The organism is Oceaniglobus roseus, assembly GCF_002869745.1.
Lineage (GTDB): Bacteria > Pseudomonadota > Alphaproteobacteria > Rhodobacterales > Rhodobacteraceae > Oceaniglobus > Oceaniglobus roseus.
Genome location: NZ_PNOS01000024.1, coordinates 20,005 through 44,703, shown reverse-complemented (window position 1 = coordinate 44,703; position 24,699 = coordinate 20,005). Strand labels below are relative to the sequence as shown.

The 24,699-nt window shown below is 69.2% G+C and carries 22 protein-coding genes; 9 read left to right on the top strand and 13 right to left on the bottom strand.

Going from position 1 to position 24,699, the window contains the following annotated elements; all coding sequences use genetic code 11:
- Positions 1-14: 14 nt before the first annotated feature.
- From A7B20_RS12845 to A7B20_RS12815, 7 genes are all read right to left on the bottom strand, one after another.
- A complete protein-coding gene (locus A7B20_RS12845; protein WP_102108985.1) occupies positions 15-1,001 on the bottom strand; it encodes an ABC transporter permease in 987 nt (328 codons plus the stop codon).
- On the bottom strand, positions 998-2,491 hold the full coding sequence (locus tag A7B20_RS12840) for a sugar ABC transporter ATP-binding protein (protein ID WP_245866890.1): 1,494 nt from the start codon (positions 2,489-2,491) through the stop codon (positions 998-1,000). The genes A7B20_RS12845 and A7B20_RS12840 overlap by 4 nt, the downstream gene beginning before the upstream one ends.
- Positions 2,492-2,560: 69 nt before the next feature.
- Positions 2,561-3,544 (bottom strand): autoinducer 2 ABC transporter substrate-binding protein, encoded by a 984-nt coding sequence (locus A7B20_RS12835; protein ID WP_102108983.1) that lies wholly within the window; start codon positions 3,542-3,544, stop codon positions 2,561-2,563.
- A 135-nt stretch (positions 3,545-3,679) separates the two neighbouring features.
- Positions 3,680-4,990, bottom strand: a complete 1,311-nt coding sequence (locus tag A7B20_RS12830; RefSeq protein ID WP_102108982.1) for an alpha/beta fold hydrolase — start codon at positions 4,988-4,990, stop codon at positions 3,680-3,682.
- Positions 4,981-5,982, bottom strand: coding sequence for an alpha-ketoacid dehydrogenase subunit beta (locus A7B20_RS12825; protein WP_102108981.1), 1,002 nt, complete (start codon positions 5,980-5,982; stop codon positions 4,981-4,983). Before A7B20_RS12825 ends, A7B20_RS12830 begins: the two co-directional genes overlap by 10 nt.
- Positions 5,979-6,998, bottom strand: a complete 1,020-nt coding sequence (locus A7B20_RS12820) for a thiamine pyrophosphate-dependent dehydrogenase E1 component subunit alpha (protein ID WP_102108980.1) — start codon at positions 6,996-6,998, stop codon at positions 5,979-5,981. Before A7B20_RS12820 ends, A7B20_RS12825 begins: the two co-directional genes overlap by 4 nt.
- The gene (locus A7B20_RS12815) at positions 6,995-8,500 is read right to left on the bottom strand and encodes an FGGY-family carbohydrate kinase (RefSeq protein WP_102108979.1); all 1,506 of its coding nucleotides are present in this window, start codon (positions 8,498-8,500) and stop codon (positions 6,995-6,997) included. Before A7B20_RS12815 ends, A7B20_RS12820 begins: the two co-directional genes overlap by 4 nt.
- Positions 8,501-8,644: 144 nt before the next feature.
- Between A7B20_RS12815 and A7B20_RS12810 the strand changes: the two genes are divergently transcribed.
- The 8 genes from A7B20_RS12810 (at position 8,645) to A7B20_RS12775 (ending at position 16,758) form a co-directional block, all read left to right on the top strand.
- Positions 8,645-9,628, top strand: a complete 984-nt coding sequence (locus A7B20_RS12810) for a sugar-binding transcriptional regulator (protein WP_102108978.1) — start codon at positions 8,645-8,647, stop codon at positions 9,626-9,628.
- A 222-nt stretch (positions 9,629-9,850) separates the two neighbouring features.
- The gene (locus A7B20_RS12805; RefSeq protein ID WP_102108977.1) at positions 9,851-11,350 is read left to right on the top strand and encodes an ABC transporter substrate-binding protein; all 1,500 of its coding nucleotides are present in this window, start codon (positions 9,851-9,853) and stop codon (positions 11,348-11,350) included.
- Positions 11,351-11,401: 51 nt separating this feature from the next.
- A complete protein-coding gene (locus A7B20_RS12800; protein ID WP_102108976.1) occupies positions 11,402-12,343 on the top strand; it encodes an ABC transporter permease in 942 nt (313 codons plus the stop codon).
- Positions 12,343-13,200, top strand: a complete 858-nt coding sequence (locus A7B20_RS12795; protein ID WP_102108975.1) for an ABC transporter permease — start codon at positions 12,343-12,345, stop codon at positions 13,198-13,200. The genes A7B20_RS12800 and A7B20_RS12795 overlap by 1 nt, the downstream gene beginning before the upstream one ends.
- A gap of 4 nt (positions 13,201-13,204) precedes the next feature.
- Positions 13,205-14,317, top strand: a complete 1,113-nt coding sequence (locus A7B20_RS12790; protein ID WP_216641206.1) for an amidohydrolase/deacetylase family metallohydrolase — start codon at positions 13,205-13,207, stop codon at positions 14,315-14,317.
- Complete coding sequence (locus tag A7B20_RS12785; protein ID WP_102108973.1) at positions 14,314-15,303, top strand: ABC transporter ATP-binding protein; 990 nt, start codon at positions 14,314-14,316, stop codon at positions 15,301-15,303. The genes A7B20_RS12790 and A7B20_RS12785 overlap by 4 nt, the downstream gene beginning before the upstream one ends.
- The gene (locus A7B20_RS12780; RefSeq protein ID WP_102108972.1) at positions 15,300-16,262 is read left to right on the top strand and encodes an ABC transporter ATP-binding protein; all 963 of its coding nucleotides are present in this window, start codon (positions 15,300-15,302) and stop codon (positions 16,260-16,262) included. Before A7B20_RS12785 ends, A7B20_RS12780 begins: the two co-directional genes overlap by 4 nt.
- The gene (locus A7B20_RS12775; protein ID WP_102108971.1) at positions 16,252-16,758 is read left to right on the top strand and encodes a RidA family protein; all 507 of its coding nucleotides are present in this window, start codon (positions 16,252-16,254) and stop codon (positions 16,756-16,758) included. Before A7B20_RS12780 ends, A7B20_RS12775 begins: the two co-directional genes overlap by 11 nt.
- Here the strand turns inward: A7B20_RS12775 and A7B20_RS12770 are convergent.
- Positions 16,749-17,522 (bottom strand): IclR family transcriptional regulator, encoded by a 774-nt coding sequence (locus tag A7B20_RS12770; protein ID WP_245866877.1) that lies wholly within the window; start codon positions 17,520-17,522, stop codon positions 16,749-16,751. The genes A7B20_RS12775 and A7B20_RS12770 overlap by 10 nt on opposite strands.
- Positions 17,523-17,555: 33 nt before the next feature.
- On the opposite strand from A7B20_RS12770, the gene A7B20_RS12765 reads away from it, so the two are divergent.
- Positions 17,556-18,794, top strand: a complete 1,239-nt coding sequence (locus A7B20_RS12765; RefSeq protein ID WP_102108969.1) for an aminotransferase class V-fold PLP-dependent enzyme — start codon at positions 17,556-17,558, stop codon at positions 18,792-18,794.
- A gap of 131 nt (positions 18,795-18,925) precedes the next feature.
- On the opposite strand, the gene A7B20_RS12760 is transcribed toward A7B20_RS12765, so the two are convergent.
- The 5 genes from A7B20_RS12760 to A7B20_RS12740 are packed head-to-tail and all read right to left on the bottom strand — an operon-like array spanning position 18,926 to position 24,699.
- On the bottom strand, positions 18,926-20,368 hold the full coding sequence (locus A7B20_RS12760; protein WP_102108968.1) for an amidohydrolase family protein: 1,443 nt from the start codon (positions 20,366-20,368) through the stop codon (positions 18,926-18,928).
- Positions 20,365-21,801, bottom strand: coding sequence for an ABC transporter substrate-binding protein (locus tag A7B20_RS12755; RefSeq protein ID WP_102108967.1), 1,437 nt, complete (start codon positions 21,799-21,801; stop codon positions 20,365-20,367). The genes A7B20_RS12760 and A7B20_RS12755 overlap by 4 nt, the downstream gene beginning before the upstream one ends.
- Entirely contained in the window at positions 21,798-22,829 is a 1,032-nt protein-coding gene (locus A7B20_RS12750) for an ABC transporter ATP-binding protein (RefSeq protein ID WP_102108966.1), read from the bottom strand. Before A7B20_RS12750 ends, A7B20_RS12755 begins: the two co-directional genes overlap by 4 nt.
- Positions 22,826-23,821: an ABC transporter ATP-binding protein gene (locus A7B20_RS12745; RefSeq protein ID WP_102108965.1), complete on the bottom strand. Its 996-nt coding sequence runs from the start codon at positions 23,819-23,821 to the stop codon at positions 22,826-22,828. Before A7B20_RS12745 ends, A7B20_RS12750 begins: the two co-directional genes overlap by 4 nt.
- Complete coding sequence (locus A7B20_RS12740) at positions 23,821-24,699, bottom strand: ABC transporter permease (protein ID WP_172961013.1); 879 nt, start codon at positions 24,697-24,699, stop codon at positions 23,821-23,823. The genes A7B20_RS12745 and A7B20_RS12740 overlap by 1 nt, the downstream gene beginning before the upstream one ends.

Genomic DNA, 24,699 nt, shown 5'->3' with positions numbered 1-24,699 from the left:
GCGAGGGACGAACATCATGCCGACCGCGCCGCCTGCCGCTTGGCCTGCCAGGCGGGCAGGCCGGTGCCGACGAGGATCAGGATGCCGATGGTAATCGACTGGAAGGTCGAGGGCACGCCGATGACGATCAGCGAGTTCTGCACCAGCACGATCAGCGCGACGCCGAGAAGCGTGCCGGTCAACGTGCCGTAGCCGCCCGTCAGCCGCGCGCCGCCAAGGACGACGGCGGCGATCACCGACAGCTCCAGCCCGACCAGGTCGAACGGGTTGGCGAGGCGCGAGAGCGAGGCGTGGATGATCCCGGCAAGACCGGCGAGCGCGCCGACATAGACGTAGACGAAGAACTGCGTCCGCGTGACCTTGATCCCGATGCGCCGCGCGCTTTCGACCGAGCCGCCCACGGCGAAGATCGACCGCCCAAGCATCGTGCGGTGCAGGATGAACCAGGTCAGCACCACGACGATCACGAGCGCGGCGAAGGCCCAGGGCAGCGAGAAGAAGGAACCGTCGGCGTTGGTTCCGCGGAACATCATCAGGCGCGAGAAGTTGCGCATTTCCGGCGGCAGGGCCGAGATCATGTTCGAGCCGACGAAGGTCAGCAGGAAGCCGCGGAAGACCGAGAGCGTGCCGAGGGTGACGATCAGCGTCGGCAGCCGGAAGACGGCGATCAGCACCCCGTTGATGCAGCCGAGCAGCGCGCCGAGCACCATGGAGATGGCGAAGATCACCGGCCAGGGCAGGCCCGGCGCGTGCTCGAGGAGGAACGTCGTCGTCGTGTACATCGCGAAGGCCGCGATGGCCGTGAAGGACACGTCGATGCCGCCCGAGACGAGAACCAGCATCGCGCCGACCGAGAAGATGCCGAGGATGATGCCGTTCCTCAGCAGGTCGGTCAGGGTCGGGATCGACAGGAAGCGGGGATCGGAGGCGGCGGCCAGCGCGCAGAACGCCAGGATCACCAGGGCGACGAGGACTTCGTTGCGGGCGAGGTTCAGTTTCACGAGGCGAGCCTGTGTCCAAGGTCGGTTTCATCGGTATCGCGGCCCGCGATCTCGTCGGTGATGCGGCCGCCCTTCATCACCAGCAGGCGATGACAGGTCGCCAGAAGCTCGGGCAGGTCGTCGGAGATGACGATGACGCCAAGACCCTCCCGCGCGAGATCGCGGATGATGCCGTGGATATCCGACTTCGAGCCGACATCGACCCCGACCGAAGGACCGTTCAAAATCAGCACCTTCGGCCCCGTGGCCAGCCAGCGGGCCAGCACGACGCGCTGCTGGTTGCCGCCCGAGAGCGAGCGCACCGGCGCCTCGGGGTCGGAATGCTTGACGGTCAGGCGCTTCAGCCAGTCGTTCGCCTCGGCCCAGAGACCCTTCAGGTCCAGCATCGCGCCCTTGTCATGGGTGTCGAGGCGGCCGACGGCGACGTTGCGCGCGATGGACTGGTCCAGGAACAGCCCCTCGGTCAGCCGGTCCTCGGGCACGTAGCCGATCCCGGCATCCGCGGCGCGCAGCGGATCGCCCAGGGGAACGGGACGATCTTTCAGCCGGATCTCTCCCTTGTCCGGGTGGATCAGCCCGAACAGGGCCTTGGCAAGCTCGGTGCGGCCCGAGCCGAGGAGGCCCGCGATGCCCAGCACCTCGCCCTGGCGGAGCGTGAAGGAGACGTCGTCGAAGACGCCCTGTTTCGCCAGGTTCGTGACTTCGAGAAGGGCAGGGGCGGACGGATCCAGCGGGTCGGGCGGCGTTTCGGCCACGTCGCGGCCGGTCATCGCGCGGGTGAGGGAGGCGCTGTCGAAGTCCGTGGCGGGCCCCTCGGCGACCTTGGCGCCGTTCCTAAGGACCACGACCTTCTCGCAGACCTCCAGCACCTCGGCCAGCTTGTGCGACACGAACAGCACCGCGACCCCGTCGGATTTCAGCCGCCGGATGATGGTCAGCAGCGACTTCACCTCGCGCTCGGTCAGGGCGGTGGTAGGCTCGTCCATGATGATCAGCCGCGCGTCCATGGCGAGAGCCCGGCAGATCGCGACCAGCTGCTTGTGCGCGACGGGGAGCTGCTCGACCCGGGCGTTCAGCGGGATGTCGACGCCCACCCGCTCCAGCGTCTTCTTCGCCAGGTCGCGCGAAAGGCCGCCCCTGTAGAAGGCGCCGGAATGGGCGAGCTGGGAGGAAAAGGCGATGTTCTCGGCCACCGTCAGGTTCGGAAACAGCGAGAAGTCCTGGAAGATCACCATGACTCCCGCGTCGGCCGAGATGCGCGGCGACAGCGTTTCGTGCCTTGTGCCGTTGAAGGCGACGGTGCCCGCATTGCGCGGCTCGACCCCGGCAAGGATCTTGATGAGGGTCGACTTCCCGCTGCCGTTCTCGCCCGCGAGGCAGACAGCCTCGCCCGCGCGGATCGTGAAATCGACCCTGTCGAGCGCGGTGATGCCGGAATAATTCTTGGTCACGCCGGTCATCTCGACCAGCGGCGGGGAGGTGTCGGACACGGGGATTTCGGCCTTGTCAGAGACGGAAATCGGGGGCCGCACGGCAGCGGCCCCCGGAAGAAGCATGGCTCAGAACGGGTAGTCGGCCATGTTGTCCTTGTTCACGTTCACCCAGGCCTGGCCGTAGATCACCTTGCCGTCCAGCTTGACGTTCTCGTACCCTTCAAGCCCCAGGCCGGCGCCGTCCTCGACCGTCTTGCCGTCCATCACCATCTGGGCCACCTTGTTCATCGCGTAACCGGCGATGGAGGGATCCCAGAAGCCGATGCCGTCCACGGCGCCGGTTTCAAGGTACTGGCCTGCGATCGACGGCAGCGAGGTGCCGAAGACGCAGGTCTGATCCTCCAGCCCGCGCTCTTCGATGGCAAGGCCGATGCCCGCGACGTCGGTCGAGGCCGAGCCCTGCATCCCCTTGATGTCCGGGTAGGCGCGCAGCACTTCCTGGGCCTTGGCATAGGCCTGCTGCTGGTCGTCGAACGTCTCGTTCTTGTCGCCGACCAGCGTCATGTTCGGATACTTTTCCTTCTGGTAGGCGATGGCGCCGTCGACCCACTGGTTGTGCGTCTGCGAGGTCAGCGAGCCCACGAAGACGGCATATTCGCCCTCGCCGCCCATGCAGGTCGCGAGCTGCTCCATCAGGTTGGCGCCGAAGTCCTCGTTCTTGAAGGCCTCGATGTCATAGGTGGTGTTCTGTTGGCTGGCGGCCTCGTGGGTCACGACCACGATGCCCGCATCCTGCGCGCGCTTCAGCACCGGCTCCAGCGCCTCGGGCGACATCGGCACCACGGCAAGCGCGTTGACGCCCTGGGCGATCATGTCCTCGATCAGCGCGGCCTGCTGCTGCGGGTCCGCCTGGGCCGGGCCGACCTGAAAGGCGTTGGTGCCGGTATCCTCGGCGTATTTCTTGATGCCTTCCTCCATGCGGTTGAACCACTGGATCCCGGCGATCTTCACCACGGTGGCGATCGAGGTCTCTGCGCTGGCGGCAAGCGGCGCGGCCGTCATGGCGCTGGCGCCCAGCAGGCAGGCAAGCAGTTTCGTTCTGGCTTTCATGGTCTTCCTCCCGTTTGTGGCGCGGTTTTGATGGCGCCGGTCTGGTTTTTCGTCACCTTGATCGAAAGGCCGGGGCATTTCCAGCCCTTCTTGACGGGGCCCCCCGGTTTTCCATCGGTTTCAGTCGGTTATGGGTCATGCCGCGCGGTCCTCGGCGGTGCTGCCGGTCAGCAACGCTAGGGCGAGGCCGGGGTCGGCGAAATGGGGCAGATGGCCTGCATCGGCAACGAGGTGGATGGCGGTGCGGGCGGGCAGGGCGGCGCAGTCCTGCCAGTTGATGATGCGGTCCCCGAGGCCGAAGACGGCGGCGGTGGGGCAGGCGAGTTGGGCCAGATCGGACGCGATGTCGCTCTGCTGGAGCCCGTTCTGCGCCCCGGCCCGGGCAAGGGCGGCACTGCCCTGGCGTGTGGCGCGGAGGCGGGCGAGTTCGGCGTCGAGGATCGTGGCGGACATCGGCCCCGCGTCGAGCAGGGCGAAGGCGCGGGCAAGCGCCTCGGGCGTTTCGGCATGGGCCATGCCGTCGAGAAAGTCGGCGTTGATCCTCGGTCCGAGGCCCGCGGGCGCGAAGAGGACCAGACGCGCGGCGCGGGGACCGATGCGGCGGGCGATCCGTGTCGCCAGCACCGCGCCGAGCGAGTGGCCCGCGAGGATCACCCTGCCTTCGGGCAGAAGGGCGAGGAGGGCGTTCGTGGCGGACTCGAGACTGCCTGACGGGTCGCTTTGCCCGTGGCCGGGCAGGTCGGGGACGAGAACGGGATGACCTGCGCGCGCGATCCGGTCGGGCAGGTCACGCCAGCCCCGGCCGTGGTCGTAGAGGCCGTGAAGCAGCAGGACGGGCGTTCCCGTCGCCTCGGATGCGACGCGGCGCAGGGCGATGCGGCCCTCGGGCGTGGCGACGTGATCAGAGGCCCTGCGGCTGGACTTGGCCGTCGGCCGCACGGCGCGCGCGACGTCCTCTCCGGTGATGCGGCCGCGGCGTCCGGTGCCTTCTACCGACTCCAGCGTGACGCCGGAGCGGGCGGCGAGGCGGCGGGCGCGGGGACTGGCCGGCACACTGTTCCGCGGCGTGTCGCTCGTGTCGGGCGTGGGAGTTGAGTATTTGTGCAAAGAAGAAGCAGGGGGGCGTTCGCCGCTACGGGCCTCCGGCTGCTTCGCGGGCGTTTCGTCTTCGCTGTCGCGGACGACTCCGGGGTTCGGAGTGGCCACTTCGGCCTCGACCTCGGCGATCGGGGCGTCGAGGGCAACGGTGTCGCCTTCCCGGACCAGATGCGCGACCATCGTGCCGGATTTTAGGGCCGGAACCTCGACCACGGTCTTGTCGGTCTCGACTTCGAGAAGGACGTCGCCGCGGTTGAAGGGCTGGCCTTCGGGGACCAGCCAGCCGGTGACCTTGGCTTCCTCCATCGTCTCGCCGAGGCGGGGCAGGGTGAGGGTGGTCAGGCCCACGCCGGGGTCTCCTTCCGCATGAGCCAGAGGCCCGCTTCGGCGATCAGTTGCGCCGAGGGGATGGAGCCTTTCTCGAGGGACGGGGAGACCGGGATCGGGATGTCCTCGCCGCCGATGCGCACCACGGGTTCCTCGAGCCAGTCGAAGCAGGATTCGCCGATCCGCGCGGCGATTTCCGAGGCGGCCGAGCCGGCGGTGGCGGCCTCGGTGACGATCATGGCGCGGCCGGTTCGCTGGACGGAGGCGAAGATTGCCGCCTCGTCCAGCGGGTTCAGGCAGCGCAGGTCGATGACCTCGGCATCGATCCCCGCCTCGGCCATGGTGTCGGCGGCGCGCATCGCCTCGTGCAGCATCCGGGAATAGGTGACGATGGTGAGGTCCTTGCCGTCGCGGCGGATCACGGGGGTGCCCCAACCGGCGTCGGGGGTTTCCGGGTCGAGCGTGCCCTTCATGGTGTAGAGGCCCTTGTGCTCGATGAACACGACCGGGTCGGGCTGGCGCAGGGCGTCGCGCAGCAGGTGGTAGGCGTCGTTCACCGTTGCGGGCATGGCAAGGCGCAGGCCCGGGGTGTGCAGCATCCAGGCTTCGAGGCTTTGCGAGTGCTGGGCGGCGGCGGAGCGGCCGGTGCCGCCTTGCGTCCTGAGAACCATGGGCACGGCGATCTGGCCGCCGAACATGTAACGGCTTTTCGCGGCCTGATTGGCAAGCTGGTCCATGACGAGGCCGATGAAATCGACGTACATCAGCTCGGCCACGGGGCGCAGGCCGGTCATGGCGGCGCCGACGGCGGTGCCGACGATGCCCGCTTCGGAGATCGGCGCGTCGATCACCCGGTTCGCGCTGTAGAGATCGATCAGGCCCTTGGTGACACCGTAGGCACCGCCGTAGAGGCCGACCTCCTCGCCAATGAGGATGACGTTTTCGTCCTCTTCCATGGCGTCGAGCAGGGCCTGGCGGATGGCGTCGCGGTAGGTGGTTTCGATGGCGCTCATGCTGCGTCCTCGGACAGGATGGCGCGGAGGCGGTCGCGTTGCGGGCGTGGGGCAGGGGTTCCGGGGGCGAACACGTCCTCGAACATCGTGTCGAGGGCCGGGGGTGCGGCGGTGACGGCGGATTCGAGGGCGGCGTCCATCTCTTCGGCCGCGTCGGTGTCGATTTCGGTGGCCTCGTCCTCGGTGGCGAGGCCTTCGGCGATGATCCTTTCGCGGGCTTTCAGGACGGGGTCGCGCTTCCTGCCTTCCTCCTCCTCCTCGGGGGTGCGGTAGGGGCTCTTGTCCATGCGGGCGTGGCCGTAGAAGCGGAAGCTGTCGATTTCGAGAAAGCCGGGCCGGCCGTCGCGGGCGCCCACCACCAGCTGGCTCGCAACATCGTGGACCTGTTCGACATCGGTGCCATCGCCGTGAGCCGCGGCGAGGCCGAAGGATTCGGCCCGTTCGCCGAAGGCGAGGCGGCCGGCCGAGCGGTCGACGCGGGTGCCCATGCCGTACTGGTTGTTGAGGCAGACAAACAGCACCGGCAGCTTCCAGAGGGCGGCCATGTTCATCGCCTCGTAGAGGATGCCCTGCTGCATCGCCCCGTCGCCGAAGAAGGCGACCGAGACCTGGCGCGTTCCGCGGTTGCGGTAGGTGAGGCCCGCGCCGACGACATGGGGAATGCCGCCGCCGACGATGGCGTTGGCCCCGAGATGGCCGAGCGCGTGGGAGGCGATGTGCATCGAGCCGCCCTTGCCGCGGCAATAGCCCGAGGCCTTGCCGCCGATCTCGGCCATCATCCGGGCCGGGTCGGCGCCGCGGCCGAGGAACACGCCGTGGCCGCGGTGGTGGGTGGTGAAGGTGTCACCCTTCTGCATCGCGTCGGTGACGCCGACGACGGCTTCCTCGCCGATGGACAGGTGCAGCATGGAGCCGGCGCTTTCGCCGCGCAGGAACAGCTCGCCCACGCGCTCCTCGAAGCTGCGGATGCGGCGCATGGTGCGGTATCGGGAGAGGGGAGCTGTGTTTGTCGTCATGTCTCGGCTCTGAGCGGTTTCAGGGCAGCATAGGCCCGTTTGTAGCGCTCGTAGATCGGCGCATAGGCGGCGTGGGTTTCGGGGTCGGGGGTGATGACCTTGGCGGTTCTCACCATGGCTTCGCAGCCCGCGTCGATGCTCTCGAAATGGCCCGCGCCGGTGGCGGCGAGGATCGCGGCGCCGAGGGGGCAGGCCTCGGACTCCTCGGTGAGTTCCAGGGGGACGCCGAGGGTGTCGGCGTGGACCTGCAGCCAGAAGGGCGCGCGGGCGGCGCCGCCGGCGACGACGATGCGCCTCGCCTCGAACGCCGCGCCGAAGCTGTCGACGATCAGCCGGGTGCCGAGGCAGACGCCTTCAATCAGCGCGCGGTAGACGTGGGCGGGGGTGTGTTTCAGCGTGAGGCCGGTGATCGCACCCCGGGCCAGCGGATCGGTGTGGGGCGTGCGGTTGCCCTGGAAGTGGTCCGACACCAGCAGCCCCTCCGCGCCAGGTGGGATCTGCGTGGCGGCGGCGTTCAGGTCGTCGAACGAGGTGTGTTCGGCGAAGTGGCGCTTGAACCAGGCGATGACCGAGCCAGTGGAGGTCTGGCCGCCCTCGATGACCGGGCGGCCGGGATAGACGCAGTCAATGTAGGTGCCCCAGGTGCCCCTGGCGTGGACGGTTTCGGACGCGATGCCGAGGTGCAGGTGCGAGGATCCGGTGATCAGGGCGAGGTCGCCGGGGTGGCGGACGCCGAGGCCGATCATGCCGATGAAGGCGTCGGCGCCGCCTTGCACGACCTTGACGGTCTCGGGGAGGCCGAGGTGGGCGGCAGCTTCGGGCGACAGGGGGCCGACGACGGCGCCGGGGGCGAGGATGTCGGAGGGCCACTTGTCGCGAACGGCGGCAAGGCCGATGCGGCGCAGCAGGTTGTCGGGCCAGCCGCCGTTGTCGGTCTGGTAGTGCCAGCGCATGGTCAGGTTGTTGAGCGATGCGCACCAGCGTCCGGTCAGGCGGAGGTTCAGGTAGTCCTGGTATTCGCCGACCTTCGCGGCCTTCTCCCACAGGTCCGGCTGGTTGCGGGACATCCAGAGGGACTTCGGGATCATCCACTCGGGCGAGACGGGGCCCGCGCCGCCGCCGTTGATGCGCAGCGCCGGGTCGCCGGTGGCGGCGATGTCGGCGGCCTCGGCATGGGCGCGCATGTCCATCCACATGATCGCGGGGCGCAGCGGGCGGTCGTCGGCGTCCAGCGCAATGACGGTGCAGGACGTCGTGTCGGCGCACAGCGCGGTGATGCTTGCGGGATCGACGCCCGCGTCGGCGACGGCGCCGCGCACGGCCTCGCCGCAGGCGCGCCACCAGTCCTCGGGCGCCTGTTCGGCTAGGCCCGGCGCGGGGAACACAGTGTCATAGGCGGTGCGGGCGGTGCCGAGGGAGCGGCCCGTCAGGTCGAACACGTGGGCGCGCAGGCCCTCGGTGCCGCCGTCGATGCCGATCACGTGGTGCGACGTCTGCGCCAATGTCCCCTCCCCGGACCCTGCCGTCTTGCTGCGCCTGCTCTGCTGCGGTGCAACATCTGTGCAGTTAATGCACAAATGTGATATTCGTTGACGACAGCGGCGGTCAAGGGCCTTATCGGGGCGCAGGTTTCACGGGAGAGGGCCATGGCCCCGCAGCGCGGCGAGACGGACGATCTGGTGCAGACGGCGTGGCTCTATCACGTGGGCGGGCTGAGCCAGGAGGAGGTCAGCCGGCGGCTCGGGATCTCGCGCTTCAAGGTGCTGCGGCTCTTGGCGGAGGCGCGGGAGACGGGGCTTGTGCGCGTCTCGATCAACCACGAGACGACGGGCACGCTGGCCCTGGCCGACCGGCTGGCGGCGCGGTTCGGCCTGACCGAGGTGCAGGTGGCGCCGATGGCGGGAATGCCCGAGGGCGACGCGATCGCGCGGCGGGCGGTGGGGATCCTGTCCGCCGGGTTCCTGGCGCGAATCGGACGGGGGGACGCGGCGCTGACCATCGGTGTCGGCTGGGGCCGGACGCTGGCCGCCGCGGCCGAGGCGCTGACCGGGCTGCGCAATCCGAAGCTGACCTTCGTGTCGCTGATGGGGTCGATGGCGCGCACCTCGGACACCAGCCCGTTCGACGTCTGCGCGCGGTTCGCGGGGCTTACGGGGGGCGGGGCCATGTTCATGCCCGCGCCCTTCCTGGCCGACAGCGTCGAGGACTGCCGGGTGATCCTGCGCCAGCGCATGGTGCGCGAGACGCTGGAGGTGGCGCGGCGGGCGGATCATGCGATCATCAGCGTCGGGGAATGCGCGCCGGGGGCGCTTCTTTACGAAGGATCGCTGCTGACGGCGGAGGAGGCGGCGGCGCTGGCGGCGGCGGGAACGGTCGCGGACAGCACCGGCAAGTTCTTCCGCGCCGACGGCAGTCTGGCCGACACGCCGCTGAACGACCGCGCGCCCTCGGTGGATCTGGACGACCTGCGGCGCACGGACGTGACACTGGTGGCGGCAGGCGCGGTGAAGGCGCGGGCGGTACTGGCGGTGCTGAGGGCCGGATTCGTCAACCGGCTGATCGTGGACGCGGTGCTGGGCGAGCGGCTGGCGGCCATGGCGGAGGGCGCCGGGAAGCCGGTCCAGGACTGAGCCCGCAGCCGAGTCCTTTTCATCGGGGCGCCCCGCGGTCGAAGGACAATCGGGCGAGACTGGACCAAGCGGCGCCCCGGATCGGCGATAGTTATGATAGTCGGATCATCAGCTTGAACGAAATAATCCCTGATTATGGAGTATGGTTGACGGTTATGGGGGTCGGCGGGCTTTAATGGGGTGACAGCGCGTAAGACGTTTCACTTTCCCAGGGAGACCCCAATGATCCATCGCTCGAGTTTCCGCCTGACGGTCGCGGCCTGCGCCCTTCTCGCAGGCCCGCTTTCGGCCGCCACGATCGACGTCGCCATCATCGGCGAACCCGACACCTTCGATCCGATGGTGTCGACCAAGGACGTGGTGTCGATCGTCACCCAGCACTTCGTCGAGACGCTCTACACCTTCGACGACAGCTGGTCGGTCGTCCCGCTTCTCGCCTCGGACATGCCCGAGATTTCCGAGGACGGGCTGACCTATGTCATCCCGCTGCGCGAGGGCGTCACGTTCCACGACGGCTCGTCCATGGACAGCGCCGACGTGAAGGCCTCGCTCGACCGCTGGCTGGAGGTGGCGAGCCGCGGCAAGGGGATCGCGGACAAGGTGGAGACGGTCGAGGCGACGGGCCCCTCCGAGATCACGATCACGCTGAAGGAGCCCTATGCGCCGCTGCTGTCGCTGCTGGCCTTCTCGAACTCGGCCGCCGCCGTCTATCCCGAGGAGATCATCGCGCCGCAGATCGACAAGGTCGTCGGCACCGGCCCCTACAAGCTGGAGGCGCACGAGCCCGACCGCTATACCCAGCTGGTTCGGTTCGACGGCTACACCCAGCCCACCGGCGCCGCCGAGCGCGCGCAGATCCCCGACGAGATCCGCTTCGTCCCCGTTCCCGATCCCAACACCCGGGTCGAGGGGCTGCTTTCGGGTCAGTTCGCCTATGCCGACGGGCTGTCGACCGAAGCCTATGACCGCATTGCCCAGTCCGATGCGGCCGAGCCGGTGCTGCTGGAACCCTTCGGATGGCCGATCTTCGCGATCAATCACAAGAAGGGGCTGATGACCGACCTGAAGGTGCGCCAGGCCGTGCAGGCGGCGCTGCCGTTCGACGACATGATGTTCGCGGCCTTCGGCGACGACAAGTTCTTCCAGACCGACGGCGCGATGTATCCCGAGGGCTGGGCCTGGCACACCGAGGACGGCACCGACCTCTACAACCAGAACGACCAGGAGAAGGCGAAGGCGCTGCTGCAGGAGGCGGGATACGACGGCAGCCCGCTGCGCATCCTCACCTCGCGCCAGTACGAGTTCCATTACCAGATGGCCGAGGTCGCGAAGATGGCGCTGGAGATGGCGGGCTTCACGGTCGAGATGGACGTGGTGGACTGGGCCACGCTGGCGCAGAATCGCGACAACCCCGACCTCTGGGACATCTACATCACCCACTCGCCCTTCCTGCCGGAACCGGCGCTGACCTCGTCCTTCTTCCCGACCGCCCGCGAGGGGTGGAACAATCCCGAGAAGAACGAGATCCTGGACCGCTTCACCTCGGAGAGCGATCCCGAGAAGCGCAAGGCGGTCTTCGCGGAGCTGCAGAAGATCATCTATGCGGACGTGGGCCTGATCAAGGTCGGCAACTTCAACGCCCTTCAGGGCAAGGCCGCGGGTCTCGAGGGGGTCACGCCCTCGCCCTGGCCGGCGTTCTGGAACGCCAAGCTGCCCGAGTGACGACATCCCGGCCCTCTCCGGAGGGCCGGATCCCCCCACGGAGCGCGCGCGATGAGCCGATATCTGACAAAACGCATCCTCGGCATGTTCGTGGTGATCTTCCTCGTGCTGAGCATCGCCTTCGTTCTCGTCCGGCTGGCGCCCGGCGACCCCGCAAGCCTGATGCTGGGCCCCGATGCCACGCCGCAGGAGGTGGACGACCTGCGCGCCCGGCTTGGCCTCGACCGGCCGATCCTCGTCCAGTACCTCACCTTCCTCGCCAATGCGGTGCAGGGCGATCTGGGCACCTCGCTGTTCTTCAACCAGCCGGTGACGCAGGTGCTGGCCGGCCGGGCCGAGCCGTCGATCCTGCTGGCGCTGTTCTCGCTGGTCGTCGCGCTGGTGATCGCCACCCCCATCGGCATCTGGGCCGCCTACCGGCGGGGCACGCCGGGGGACCAGATGTCGGTCACCACGGCGATGCTGGCCGCCAGCGTTCCGAGCTTCCTGACCGGGCTGATCTTCCAGCGCTATCTCGCCACCGATCTGGGCTGGTTCCCGGTCTCGGGCTATGGCGGGCCCGACGCGAGCTTCGCCACGCGGCTCGAACATCTGGTGCTTCCCTCGATCACGCTCGGGATCACCAATTCGGCTCTGATCCTGCGCTTCACCCGCGCCTCGATGCTGGACATCCTCGGCGAGGACTACGTGCGCACCGCCCGCGCCAAGGGCATGTCCGAGCGCCGGGTCGTCCTGCGCCACGCGCTGAAGAACGCAGGCATCCCGATCATCACCGTCGTCGGGCTGACCTTCGCGCTGCTTGTGTCCGGAGCGGTCGTGACCGAGCGGGTGTTCAACCTGCCCGGCATGGGCAACCTCGCGGTCGGCGCGGTGCTGCGGCGGGATTACCCGGTCGTGCAGGGGACGCTGATCGTGGTCGCGGCGATCTACGTGCTGGTGAACCTCGCGACCGACCTTCTGTACCTCGTCGTCGACAAGCGGGTGAAATACTGATGAGCGGTCTCGCCTCTCCCGCCCCCGGCTTCGCCCGGCAACTGACCGCGCGCCCGCTGGTGACGGTCGGGCTGGCCGTCTTCGTCGCGATCGTGGCGGCCTGTTTCCTTCTGCCCGCGCTCGGGGTGACGGAGATCGGCGGCATGTCCGTGCGCAGCCGCCTGTCGCCGCCGGGCAGCGAGGGCTATCCCTTCGGTGCGGATGCCTTCGGGCGCGACCTGCTGGCGCGGCTGCTGGTCGCCGGGCGCGCCTCGCTCGGGATCGGGCTGGGCGTCGCGGTGCTGAGTTCGGCGCTCGGCATCGTGATCGGGCTGGTCGCGGGGTTCTTCCGGCGGCTCGACACGCCGCTGTCGCGGCTGATCGACGCGATGATGGCCTTTCCCGACATCCTGCTGGCGCTGTCTCTGGTGGCGATCTTCGGCGGGTCGGTGGGCAACGTCGTGCTGGCGCTCTCCATCGTCTACACGCCCCGGATCGCGCGGATCGTGCGCGCCTCCACCCTCGTCATCCGCGAGATGCCCTATGTCGAGGCGGCCCGCGCCCTTGGCACCCGCACGCCCGCGATCATGCTCACCCATGTCCTGCGCAACATCGTCTCGCCGATCCTGGTGCAGGCGACCTTCATCTTCGCCTATGCCATGCTCGCCGAGGCGGGGCTGTCCTTCCTCGGCGTCGGCGTCGATCCGGCCACCCCGACCTGGGGGATCATGGTCAACGAAGGGCGCCAATACATCGACAACGCCTTCTTCCTCATCCTCTTCCCGGGCCTCGCCATCGTGTTCTCGGTCCTGTCGCTGCAGATCGTGGGCGACGGGCTGCGCGATGCGCTCGACCCCCGTCTTGCAAAGGAGACCTGACCCCTTGTCCCTGAAACTCGTCAACTTCCGCGCCACCGGCTTCGAAAGCGGCGCCGAGGTCATCCACGTGGCGGACGACGGCCTTGTCGCGGACGGGCCGCAGTCCGGCGCGCGGGAGGTCGACCTGAACGGCGCCTACCTGAGCCCCGGCTGGTGCGATCTGCACGTCCACGTCTGGCACGGCGGCACCGACATCTCGATTCGCGCCTCCGAGGCGGGCCGGCCGACCGGCGTCACCGCCATGGCCGACGCGGGCAGCGCGGGCGAGGCCAGCTTCCATGGCCTGCGCGAATACGTCATCGAGCCGCAGTCGGAGACCATCAAGGCCTTCCTCAACATCGGTTCGATCGGCCTTGTTGCCTGCAACCGGGTGCCCGAGTTGCAGGACTGGCGCTCGATCGACATCGACCGCACGCTTGCCGTGGTCGAGGCGAACCGCGACGTGATCTGCGGCATCAAGGTGCGCGCCTCGGGCGTCATCGTCGGCAGCTGGGGCATCACCCCCGCGAAGATCGCCAAGCGGGTGGCCGAGATGACGGAGCTGCCGCTGATGGTCCATGTCGGCGAGCCGCCGCCGCTGATCGACGAGGTGTTCGAGATCCTGACGCCGGGCGACATCGTGACCCACTGCTTCAACGGCAAGCCGGCGGGGTCGATCCGCGACACCAGGGCGCTGTTCCGGATGGCGCAGGACATGGCCGAACGCGGGATCCTGATGGACATCGGCCACGGTGCGGCCTCGTTCAACTTCCGCACCGCGCGCGAGTCGATCGCCGAGGGGCTGCGCCCGTTCTCGATATCGACCGACCTGCACCGGAACTCGATGGAAAGCCCGGTGCGCGACATGGCCACCACCATGTCCAAGCTGCTGGCCGTGGGCCTGCCCTTCGACGACGTGATCCGCGCCTCGACCCACGCCCCCCGCTCCGTCATCGGACTGGGCGCGCGGGAGGGGCTGACGCCAGGCACAAGGGCCGATTTCACCGTGTTCGACCTTGCGGAGAGCGATCTGGAGGTGCTCGACAGCCAGGGCAACGCGATGGTGATGGACCGCGTGTTCGAGCCGCGGGGCACCGTCCTGGGCGACGACTGGCAGACGGCGGCGCGGCGCGCATGAGCGAAACTATCCTCACCGTCGAGGGTCTGAGGGTCGGCTTCGGGCGGAAGGCGTCGCCCGTGGTCGCCCTGCGCGACGTCAGCTTCGCGCTGAAGCGCGGCGAGACCCTCGCGCTCGTCGGCGAGAGCGGGTCGGGGAAATCCGTGACCTCGCTTGCGCTCATGGGCCTCCTGCCCCCCGGCGGGCAGGTGATGGCGGGGCGGATGGACTTCACCGACCGGGCGGGCACCCGGCACGACCTGACCGCCCTGACCCCGACGCGGCGCCGGGCGCTGCGGGGGCCGGGGCTGTCGATGATCTTCCAGGAGCCGATGAGCTCGCTCAATCCGCTGTTCACCGTGGGCGACCAGATCGGCGAGATGCTGCTTCTGCACGAGACGCTGGACGCGAAGGCCCGCCGCCGCCGCACGATCGAGATGCTGGAGCTGGTGGAGATCCCCGGCGCCGCCAACCGGGTCGACACCTATCCGCACGAGATGTCGGGGGGCATGCGCCAGCGGGTGATGATCGCCATGGCGATGATCTGCAACCCGGCGCTGCTGATCGCGGACGAGCCCACCACCGCGCTCGATGTGACGATCCAGGCGCAGATCCTCGACCTGATGCGCCGCCTTCAGAAGGACCTGGGCATGTCGATCCTGTTCATCACCCACGACATGGGCGTGGTGGCGGAGATGGCCGACGAAGTCGCCGTCATGTACGCCGGCGCCGTGGTCGAGCGGGCGGGGGTGCTGGACCTGTTCGACCGTCCGCGCCACCCCTACACCCGCGGCCTCTTGGCCTCGATTCCCGATCCCGACCCGAAGCCGGACGAACGGCTGGTGCCGATCCCGGGCTCGGTGCCGCCGCTGACGATGCTGCCGAAGGGCTGCGCCTTCGCGCCCCGCTGCCCGCTGGCCGAACCGGCCTGCGAAAGGGGCGTATCCCTGACCGAGAAGGCACCCGGCCACTTCGCCGCCTGCATCCATTCCGAGGAGGTGGCATGAGCGATCCGCTGGTAAGCATCCGCGGCCTGACCAAGCGGTTCGAGACGCCGTCGGGCACCGTTCACGCGGTCGAGGACGTGAGCTTCGACATCCCCCGCGGTGCCATCGTCGGGCTGGTGGGTGAAAGCGGATCCGGCAAGACGACGCTGGGCCGCGCCCTGCTCCGCCTGATCGAGCCGACGGTGGGACAGGTGATCTTCGACGGCACCGACATCACGGGGCTCTCCGCCGCCCGGATGCGGGAGATGCGGCGGCGGATGCAGATCATCTTCCAGGATCCGGTCTCCTCGCTCAATCCGCGCCTGAAGGTGGGCGACCTCGTCGCCGAGGGGCTGAAGGCCCATGGGGTCGGGTCGCGCGGCGAACGGCGCGACCGCGTGGCCGCCCTGCTGGAAGAGGTGGGCCTGAGCGCCGATCACATGGAGCGCTATCCCCATGCCTTCTCTGGCGGGCAGCGCCAGCGCATCGGCATCGCCCGCGCGCTGGCGCTGGAGCCGGAGTTCATCGTGGCCGACGAGAGCGTGTCGGCGCTGGACGTGTCGATCCAGGCGCAGGTGCTGAACCTGCTGCTGGACCTGCGCCAGCGGCGCAACCTCACGATGCTGTTCATCGCCCACGACCTTTCGGTGGTGAACTACCTGTGCGACCGCGTCGCCGTGATGTACCTCGGCCGCCTGATGGAGCTAGGCCCCGTCGGCCCGGTCCACCGGACGCCCGCCCATCCCTATACCCGCGCGCTGAACTCGGCGATCCCGCGGCCCGATCCGCGCGCCGCCCGAAACCGCGAGACCCTGACGGGCGACATCCCCAGTCCGCTCTCGCCGCCTTCGGGCTGCGTCTTCCGCACCCGCTGCGCCCATGCCGCGCCCGTCTGCGCCACGGAGCGGCCGACGCCGCGCGCCGCGGCTCCGGACCACCAGACCTTCTGCATCAGATACGAGGACCTGCATGACGCTTGACACCCGCCCCGCCCCGACACCCGAGAGCCGGCTCCGGTCGCTGGGGATCGCGCTTCCCGGGCGGGCGCCAAGCCCCATCGGGTCGTTCTGCAACGTGCGCCGCGCGGGCGGGATGATCTATGTCTCGGGGCAGGGCCCCGTGCAGGCCGACGGCACGCTGATGCGGGGCAGGGTGGGCGACGACGTGTCGGCCGAGGCCGCGCGCGACCACGCCCGTCTCGTCGCCCTCAACATCCTGTCGGCCCTGCGCGAGGCCCTGGGCTCGCTCGACCGGGTGGGCGGCGTCGTGAAGCTGCTCGGCCTCGTCAACGCGGATCCGGATTTCGAGCGGCATCCCTTCGTCATCGACGGCGCCTCGGACCTCCTGCGCGAGGTGTTCGGGCACAGCGGGATCCACGCCCGTTCGGCCTTCGGCGTCGGTTCGCTGCCGAACCGCATCACCGTCGAGATCGAGGCGATCTTCGAAGAGGCGCCCGCCCCGGACGGTCAGCCCTGATGCAGCCCGAGCGCCCGTTCGACATCGCGTGCCGCCGCGCGGACCTCGCGGGCGACCAGCTCGAACTTCTCTTCCACACGCGTCTTCGGCATCACGACCGACAGCGTCAGGCGGCACATCCCGTCGAAATCGCGGATCGGGGCGGCGATGCAGGCCACCTGGTCCTCGGACGTGTCGATCTGCACCGAGAGGCCGGCCAGGAAATCGCTCTGGCTGATCTCGGCCAGCCGGACGGGATCGGTCTCCGCCAGTCCCGTGACCGAGGGGCGGGCGTGGGTGCGAAAGATCTCCAGCCGCTCGCGGTCGGGCAGGTGGCCGACCAGAAGGCGGCCCGAGGCGGTCCAGTTCAGCGGCACCCGCGTGCCGACGTCCGAGGTCACGCGGAACGGCCCGGCCGAGCCTTCGGCCATGGCGACCACCTGCATCATGCCCTCGTCGCGGGCGCAGATCTGGACCATCTCGCGCACCCGCTCGTTCAGGGCGAACATCGCGCGCTCGGCCTCGCCGAAGGCGCTCATCCGCGCCCGGTAGGCGAGGCCGTAGCGCATGACGCGCGGCCCGAGCCAGATCCGCTCGTCCCCGGTGCGCGACAGCATCGCCCGCTCCACCAGCTCGTCCACGACCTTGTAGACGGTCGAGGGCGGCGCGCCCGACACCTTGGCCAGCTCGTAGGCCGTCATCGGCTTGTGCCGCTCGGTCAGGATGTCGAGGATCTGGAGCGCGCGGTCGATCCCGCTTGTCCGGCTTCGCTTCTGGATGGGCATGTCTTCCATAAATACGAACCATAAGGCCTCCGAATGGAAACGAAAACAGAAGACCTTCGTCACAACACCCCCCACCGCATCGACTGGTCCTGGCACGACGCCAACGGGTTGTCCCGGGTCGTGAACGTGTCGGGCACCATGACCTCGCTCGGCGGGTCGGTGACGACGCCCCGCGTAGCCGAGGCCACCGCCGCCGCGATGACGCGGTTTGCCAAGATCCACGAGCTTCAGGCGCGGGCGTCCGAGACCATCGCGCGGCTGACCGGGGCCGAGGCGGGGTTCCTGACGGCCTCGGCCAGCGCCGGGATCACCCTTGCCATCGCGGGCTGCATGACCGGGCTCGATCCCGCGCGGGTCGAGGCGCTGCCGCAGGACCCCGGCCCCGACAACGGCGTGGCGGTGATGATGGGCCATCTCTGCGAATACGGCGCGCCCGTCGCCCAGGCGATCGCGCTTGCCGGGGCGAGGACGCATGTCGTGGGCCAGTCCACCGCGGTGCGGGATTACCAGCTGGAGGCCGCGCTTGACGGGGCCGCGGCGGCGCTGTTCGTCGTGTCGCACCATGTCGTCGATTACGGGATGATCCCGCTCGAGACCTTCGTGGAGATCGCCCACGCCAAGGGCGTTCCGGTGATCGTCGACGCGGCCTCGGAATACGATCTGACCGGAATGATCGCCAAGGGCGCCGACATCGCCATTTATTCGGGCCACAAGTTCATGGGCGGTCCGACCTCCGGGATCGTCGCCGGGCGCAGGAACCTGGTGCGGGCGGCCTATCTCCAGAACATGGGGATCGGGCGGGGCATGAAGATCGGCAAGGAGAGCCTTGCCGGTGCCATCGCCGCCATGGAGCAGTGGATGGAGCGGGATCACGACGCGGTGCGTGCCGGCGAGACCCGCGCGCTCACGATGTGGGCGGAGGCCGCGCGCGGGCTGCCGGGGATCGACGCGCGCGCCCTTCCCGATCCGACCGGCAATCCCTTGGAGCGGTTGCGGGTTTTCGTGGACCCGGCCCGCGCCCCCGCCAGTGCCGCGCAATTCGCTGTGGCCTTCGGCCGTCTCGATCCGCCGATCGTGGTGCGCAGTCACGAGGTCGAGAAGGGCTATTTCGACCTGGATCCTTGCAACCTGACGGAGGGGCAGGCCGAGCTGGTGCGCGATGCCCTGCCGCGCGTGCTTTCCGATCCGGCGGCGGGCAGGATCGACGGGCGGGCGGCGCTGGCGGACGCGCGCAACGGGGGCACGAACAGCTATCTGTCCTGGCTGGAGTGAGCCGGAGACGACGGTGGGGCGAAGAATTGCGCCCCATCGTCGGTGTCGTTGATCCTGCCGGCTGACGGGCGCAGACCGTCGTCGAGGCGGTCGGCGCCCGCCCGCCCGGGCCCTTTCATCGGCGCGCCGGATCAGGCCGAGGCCGCCGGTCCCCAGAAATCGGCGGGCAGCACAAGATTGCCGTGACCGCCGATGCGATCCAGCATCAGCGCCGTCTGGGCCGCGGCGTCGTCCAGGATCTCCGCCTCGGTCACGCGCGTCGCGCGGCCGTCGCGCAGCACCATCTCGCCGCCGACCATGACGTTCGTGACGTCGTTGCCGTTGGCGAAGCAGACCAGCCGGTGCACCGGCATGTTGGGCGGAAAGAGATGCGCCCGGCGCAGGTCGACCGTCACGATGTCCGCCTGCTTGCCAATCTCGATCGAGCCGATCCGGTCCTCCATCCCGAGCGCCCGCGCGCCCTCGATGGTGCACATCGCCAGCGCCTGGCCGATGGGCAAGACCGAGGCGTCACGGAAGTGGCGGCGGTGGTAGTGCATCAGCTGCTGCATGTGGCGGAACATGTCGCCCGAGCGGTCCGGCGCCGTCGCGTCCGAGCCGAGCGCGACGCAGGCGCCTTTCGCCATCATCTCGGGCGCAGGGCAGCGCCCGAGGATCGAAGCGTTGGCCGAGGGGTTGTGCGCGATCTTCGTGCCAGTCCGCGCGACGGTATCGACTTCGTCCTCGTGCAGGTCGATGCAGTGCGAGAGCAGCGCGTCGGGGCCGAGAAGCCCCAGCTTCTCCGCCCTCCGGATCGAGCCGCGCCAGTGACCGTCCTGGGTGAACAGCAGACCGCGGTCGCGGGAGTGCTTCCGCACGGTCTGCAGCTGCGTGCAGGCCAGGGCGTAGTCTGCCGGGGCCATGTCGCGCTCGTGTTCGTCGCGCAGCACGGGATAGAGCAGGGCGATGCGGATGCGGCCCCCGTGTGTGTCGTGCCAGCGGTCGGCGACTTGGAGGCAGGTTTCCATCTGCTGCTCGAAGGACACGGGGTAGGTGTTCCGCCTGTCGCCGTCCCAGGTCGCATAGGTCCAGGGATGCGGCGCGCGGGTGGGGCCGACGGCGACGACGCTGCGCGTGCCCACCTCGGCCACGCCCTCGCAATGGGCGGCGGCGTAAGCCGGGTCGTCGGTCCGCATCACCGTGTCGCCCCCGCCCAGCAGGGAGACGCCGGTGGTGACGCCGAAGCGCAGCCGTTCGAGCGCGGCGAGCCGGGCCTCGGCATGCCAGAACTCGGGTGGGGAGGCTTGGGTGTAGACCTCGCCGCAGATCTCTTCCCAGCGGTCCCCGGCGTGCATCCCCATGGTGCGGATCAGCCCGTGGCCGGCGTGGGCGTGGACATCGACGAGGCCCGGGATGATGATCTGCCCCCGGCAGTCCACCACCTCCGCCGCCTCGACCTGTCGCGCGACCTCTTCGGCCGCGCCGACGGCGACGATCCGGCCGTCCTTCACCGCCACGGCGCCGTTGTCGATCACCCGCCGGGCCGGATCCATCGTCACGACCGTGCCGCCGGTCAGCAGGGTGTCGGCCTTCATGCGTCGTCCTCCTTCAGGCGGGGCAGGGCCCGCACGTCGATCACGCCGTCGGCGGGCATCGCGAAATCGGGGTGGTCCCCGGCGATGCCGATCACCTTCAGCGGGTTGTAGAGCGTCAGCCAGGCGGGATCGTCCTGAAGCATCGCGAAGGCCTCGCGCCAGATTTCCGCGCGTTCGGCACGGTCGGCGGTCACGCGACCACGGTCGATCAGCGCCTCGACGCCCTCGTTGCGGTAGCCCTGCCACCACGATCCGGCGATGCGGCTGTCGATCTTCTCGTGAAGCACGCGGTATGTGCTCATCGGGCTTGAATCGAAGACGCAGAGATCGCGGATTTCCTTGCGGCGGACCATGTGGGCATAGGCCTCGCGGTCGGGGTGGATATGGACGTTCAGCGAGATGCCGACCTCGGCCAACTGATCGGCCAGCGCCGCGGTCAGCCGCTCGGCCTCGTCGGGCAGGCGGGTGGGGCAGTCGACCTCGAGCGTCAGGCCGCCGGCGTGCCCCGCCTCGGCCAGCAGTGCCCGGGCGGTGTCGCGGTCGCAGCGCGCGCCCTCGCCGGTTCCCGCGCCGAAGTGGTTGGGGCTGACGAAGCCGCGCAGAGGCCGCGCCGCCCCGGCCAGCACCGTGTCGATCAGCGCCTCGCGGTCCACGGCGAGGCTGAGGGCGCGGCGGGTGCGGGCATCGGAGAGCGGCCCCTTCGCGGCGTTCAGCAGGTATATGATGGCGACGGGGGAGAGGAAGACGTGGCGCATCGGGCCGAGCGCATCGGAGGCCGCAAAGCCGAGGGCGTTGGCCACCTGCACCCTGCCGTCGGCCAGCATCGCCTGGCGCGTGGCAGCGTCGGTTTCCAGCAGCCATGTGAGGCGCGGGTTGGCGGGAAGCCCGTCAAAATGGCGTTCGACCCGGACGGCGGTGATCCGGTCCGCCGCGATGCGCTCGATCCGGTAGGGGCCGGTGCCGACCTGCGCGGTCAGGTCGCCCGCGTCGAGCGCGGCGAAGGCGCGGGGCGAGGCGATGAAGCCCTGTTCCAGCACATCGAGCAGGTCGGCCATCGGGGCTGCAAGCGTGACCTTCAGCGTCAGCGCGTCGGGCAGCTCGTACTCCGCGCCGCCGAGGTACTGGCGCCAGACCGCCGGGGCGCCGAGGGTATATCCCTTGTCCTCCCGCGCCATCCGGCAGAGGTTCTGCCGCACCGCCTCGGCGTCGCAGGGGGTGCCATCGTGGAACGTCGCTCCCTCGACCAGCCGGAACGTCCAGGTGCGCGCGTCCTCCGACACCTGCCAGTCCCGCGCCAGAAGCGGCGCAAAGTCCTGCCCGACCCGCCGCACCAGCGTGTCGTAGACGGCGTGCAGGATCGTCAGCTCGTCGTTGGCATCGGTGCAGTCGTGGGGATCGTGGATCCCTAGGCGGGGCTGGGCGATGACGGTCAAGCTTTGTCCCTTTCCGGTTCGTCGATCAGGTGGCAGGCGACCTGCTGTCCGTCGCCGAGCGCCTGCAGCTTCGGCCGCTCGGCCGCGCAACGCTCCCAGGCGAAGGGGCAGCGGGTGCGGAAGCAGCAGCCCGAGGGCAGGGCGAGGGCCGAGGGCACCTCGCCGCTCAGCGCGATCTCCTCGACGTCGCGGCGCGGCTTGATGCTGGGCGCGGCCGAGAGCAGGGCGCGGGTGTAGGGGTGGCGGGGGCGCGCGAACAGGACGTCGCGCGGTGCCTTCTCGACCATGAAGCCGAGGTACATGACGCCCACGCTGTCGGCGATGTGATGCACCACCGACAGGTCGTGGCTGATGAACAGGTAGGCGAGGCCGAACTCGTCGCGCAGGTCCTTCATCAGGTTCAGGATCTGCGCCTGGATCGACACGTCGAGCGCCGAGACAGGCTCGTCCGCGACGATCAGGTTCGGGCGCACCGACAGCGCCCGCGCGATCCCGATCCGCTGCCGCTGCCCGCCGGAGAACTGATGGGGATAGCGGCCCGCATGTTCGGCGTTCAGACCGACGCGGGCCAGCAGCGCCGCGATCTCGTCCCGCACCGTGGCCCGGTCCGCGCCCTTCCTCTGTTCCAGCAGCGGTTCCGCAACGATGTCGCGCACCCGCTGGCGGGGGTTCAGCGAGGCGTAGGGATCCTGGAAGATCATCTGCATCTTCGCGCGCACCGGCAGCATTCGGGCGAAGCCGTGCTGCGCGATGTCCTCACCCTCAAGCAGAACCTGCCCGCCGGTGGGGCGGTAGATGCGCGCGATGCTCTTGGCGACGGTGGACTTGCCGCAGCCGCTTTCGCCCACCAGCGCCATGATCTCGCCCGGCGCGATCCGGAAGCTGACGCCATTGACCGCGTGGACCACCGGGTTCTCGAACCGCACGCCGCCCCGCCCGAGCCGCAGCCGGTCGAGGATGCCGCCGCCGACCGGGAAGTGCATCTGGAGGTCCCTGACCTCGAGCACCGGGGTCTCGGCGGCGGTCATTGCACATCTCCCGGCACGAGGGGGAAGTGGCAGGCGGCCCAGAGACTTCTGTGCTGCTTCGTCAGGTCCGGCTCGGTCTCGGCACAAAGCGCCTGCGCCCGTGGGCAGCGTTCGCGGAAGTTGCAGCCCTTCGGGAGCGCACGGATGTCGGGCACCGAGCCCGGGATCTGGCGCAGTCGGTCGTGGCGGGCGGCGGGGTCGGGGATGCTGTCGATCAGGCCGCGGGTATAGGGATGGGCAGGGGACTCGATCAGGTCGCGGGTGCGCCCGCGCTCGACCACCTTGCCGCAGTAGAGGACGGTGATGTGGTCCGCCATCTCCGACACCACGGCAAGGTCGTGGGTGATCAGGATCATCGACGCGCCCTTCTCGGCGATCTGGCGGCGCATCAGCTTCAGGATCTGGCTCTGGATCGTGACGTCGAGCGCGGTCGTCGGTTCGTCCGCGATGATCAGGCGCGGCCCCGCCAGCAGCGCGATGGCGATGACCACCCGCTGCCGCATGCCGCCCGAGAACTGGTGCGGATAGGCCTTCAGCCGCTCGGCCGCGCGGCTGATCCCGACGCTTTCCAGCATGTCGATGCAGGCCTTCCGCCGCTCGGCCGCGCCAAGATCGGTGTGCAGGCGCAGCACCTCGTCCATCTGTCGGCCCACGGTGTGCAGCGGGTTGAGCGAGGTCATCGGATCCTGGAACACCATCGAGATGTGCCGCCCGCGGATATGGCGCAGCCGCTCCTCCCCGGCCTGCGCCAGATCCTCGCCGTCGAACAGGATCTCGCCGCCCTCGATCCGGCCGGGGCTGTCGATGAGGCCGAGGACCGAGAAGCCGATCACCGACTTGCCGCCGCCGCTTTCGCCGACAAGGCCCATGACCTCGCCCTCGCCGATCTCGAAGCTGACGCCGTTCACGGCCTTCACCACGCCCGAAAAGGTGTGGAACCAGGTCCTGAGGTCACGGACCGCCAGCAGCGGCGTTTCGCTCTCCTGCGCCATCACTTCAGCCTCGGGTTCAGTTCGTCGCGCAGGAAGTCGCCGAAGAGGTTGATCCCGAAGACCAGCATCATGATCGCGACGCCCGGGAAGACCGAAGTCCACCAGAGTCCGCTGAACAGCACGTCGAAGCCGTTCTTGATGAGAAGGCCCAGCGAGGGCTGGGTGATCGGCACGCCGACGCCGAGGAAGCTGAGCGACGCCTCGATCAGCACGAAGGTGCCCACCTGGATCGTCGCGATCACGATCAGCGGGGTCAGCACGTTCGGCAGGACATGCTTGCGGATGATCTTCCTGTTCGGCAGCCCGGCCACACGGGCGGCCTGCACGTATTCCTTCTCGATCTCAGACAGGGTCGAGCCGCGCACGGTGCGCGCATAGACGACCCAGCCGACGGCGGTCAGCGCGATCAGCACCTTGTCGACGCCGGTGCCCACGGCCGACATCAGGAACAGCGCGATCAGGATGGAGGGGAAAGAGAGCTGGATGTCGGCGATCCGCATGATGACCGAATCCACGATCCCGCCATAGAACCCCGCGACCAGGCCCAGGAGCGTGCCGAGCGCGCAGGAGGCCAGCATCGCCACCACGCCGATGAAGACCGAGATCCGCGCGCCGTAGAGGATCGAGGCCCAGACGTCGCGCCCCTGTCCGTCGGTGCCGAGCCAGTAGCGGGGGTCGCCGCCCTCCAGCCAGACCGGCGGCTTGTAGCTGTCCATCAGGTCGAGCGCGGCGATGTCGTAGGGGTTCTGCGCGACGAGGAACGGCCCGGCGATCACCGCGAAGGCGAAGAGCGCCATCAGCCCGCTGCCGATGATCGCCGAGGCGCTGTGGCGGTAGTTGTGGAAGAACTCGCTGCGAAGAACGCTTGTCACGGCCAT

Coding starts and splice junctions, on each gene's coding strand:
- A7B20_RS12835 (WP_102108983.1), bottom strand. CDS start 3,544: ATGAAAGCCAGAACGAAACTGCTTGCCTGCCTGCTGGGCGCCAGCGCC.
- A7B20_RS12825 (WP_102108981.1), bottom strand. CDS start 5,982: ATGAGCGCCATCGAAACCACCTACCGCGACGCCATCCGCCAGGCCCTG.
- A7B20_RS12820 (WP_102108980.1), bottom strand. CDS start 6,998: ATGACGACAAACACAGCTCCCCTCTCCCGATACCGCACCATGCGCCGC.
- A7B20_RS12810 (WP_102108978.1), top strand. CDS start 8,645: ATGGCCCCGCAGCGCGGCGAGACGGACGATCTGGTGCAGACGGCGTGG.
- A7B20_RS12805 (WP_102108977.1), top strand. CDS start 9,851: ATGATCCATCGCTCGAGTTTCCGCCTGACGGTCGCGGCCTGCGCCCTT.
- A7B20_RS12800 (WP_102108976.1), top strand. CDS start 11,402: ATGAGCCGATATCTGACAAAACGCATCCTCGGCATGTTCGTGGTGATC.
- A7B20_RS12795 (WP_102108975.1), top strand. CDS start 12,343: ATGAGCGGTCTCGCCTCTCCCGCCCCCGGCTTCGCCCGGCAACTGACC.
- A7B20_RS12785 (WP_102108973.1), top strand. CDS start 14,314: ATGAGCGAAACTATCCTCACCGTCGAGGGTCTGAGGGTCGGCTTCGGG.
- A7B20_RS12780 (WP_102108972.1), top strand. CDS start 15,300: ATGAGCGATCCGCTGGTAAGCATCCGCGGCCTGACCAAGCGGTTCGAG.
- A7B20_RS12775 (WP_102108971.1), top strand. CDS start 16,252: ATGACGCTTGACACCCGCCCCGCCCCGACACCCGAGAGCCGGCTCCGG.
- A7B20_RS12770 (WP_245866877.1), bottom strand. CDS start 17,522: ATGCCCATCCAGAAGCGAAGCCGGACAAGCGGGATCGACCGCGCGCTC.
- A7B20_RS12765 (WP_102108969.1), top strand. CDS start 17,556: ATGGAAACGAAAACAGAAGACCTTCGTCACAACACCCCCCACCGCATC.
- A7B20_RS12760 (WP_102108968.1), bottom strand. CDS start 20,368: ATGAAGGCCGACACCCTGCTGACCGGCGGCACGGTCGTGACGATGGAT.
- A7B20_RS12750 (WP_102108966.1), bottom strand. CDS start 22,829: ATGACCGCCGCCGAGACCCCGGTGCTCGAGGTCAGGGACCTCCAGATG.
- A7B20_RS12745 (WP_102108965.1), bottom strand. CDS start 23,821: ATGGCGCAGGAGAGCGAAACGCCGCTGCTGGCGGTCCGTGACCTCAGG.
- A7B20_RS12740 (WP_172961013.1), bottom strand. CDS start 24,699: ATGGCCGTGACAAGCGTTCTTCGCAGCGAGTTCTTCCACAACTACCGC.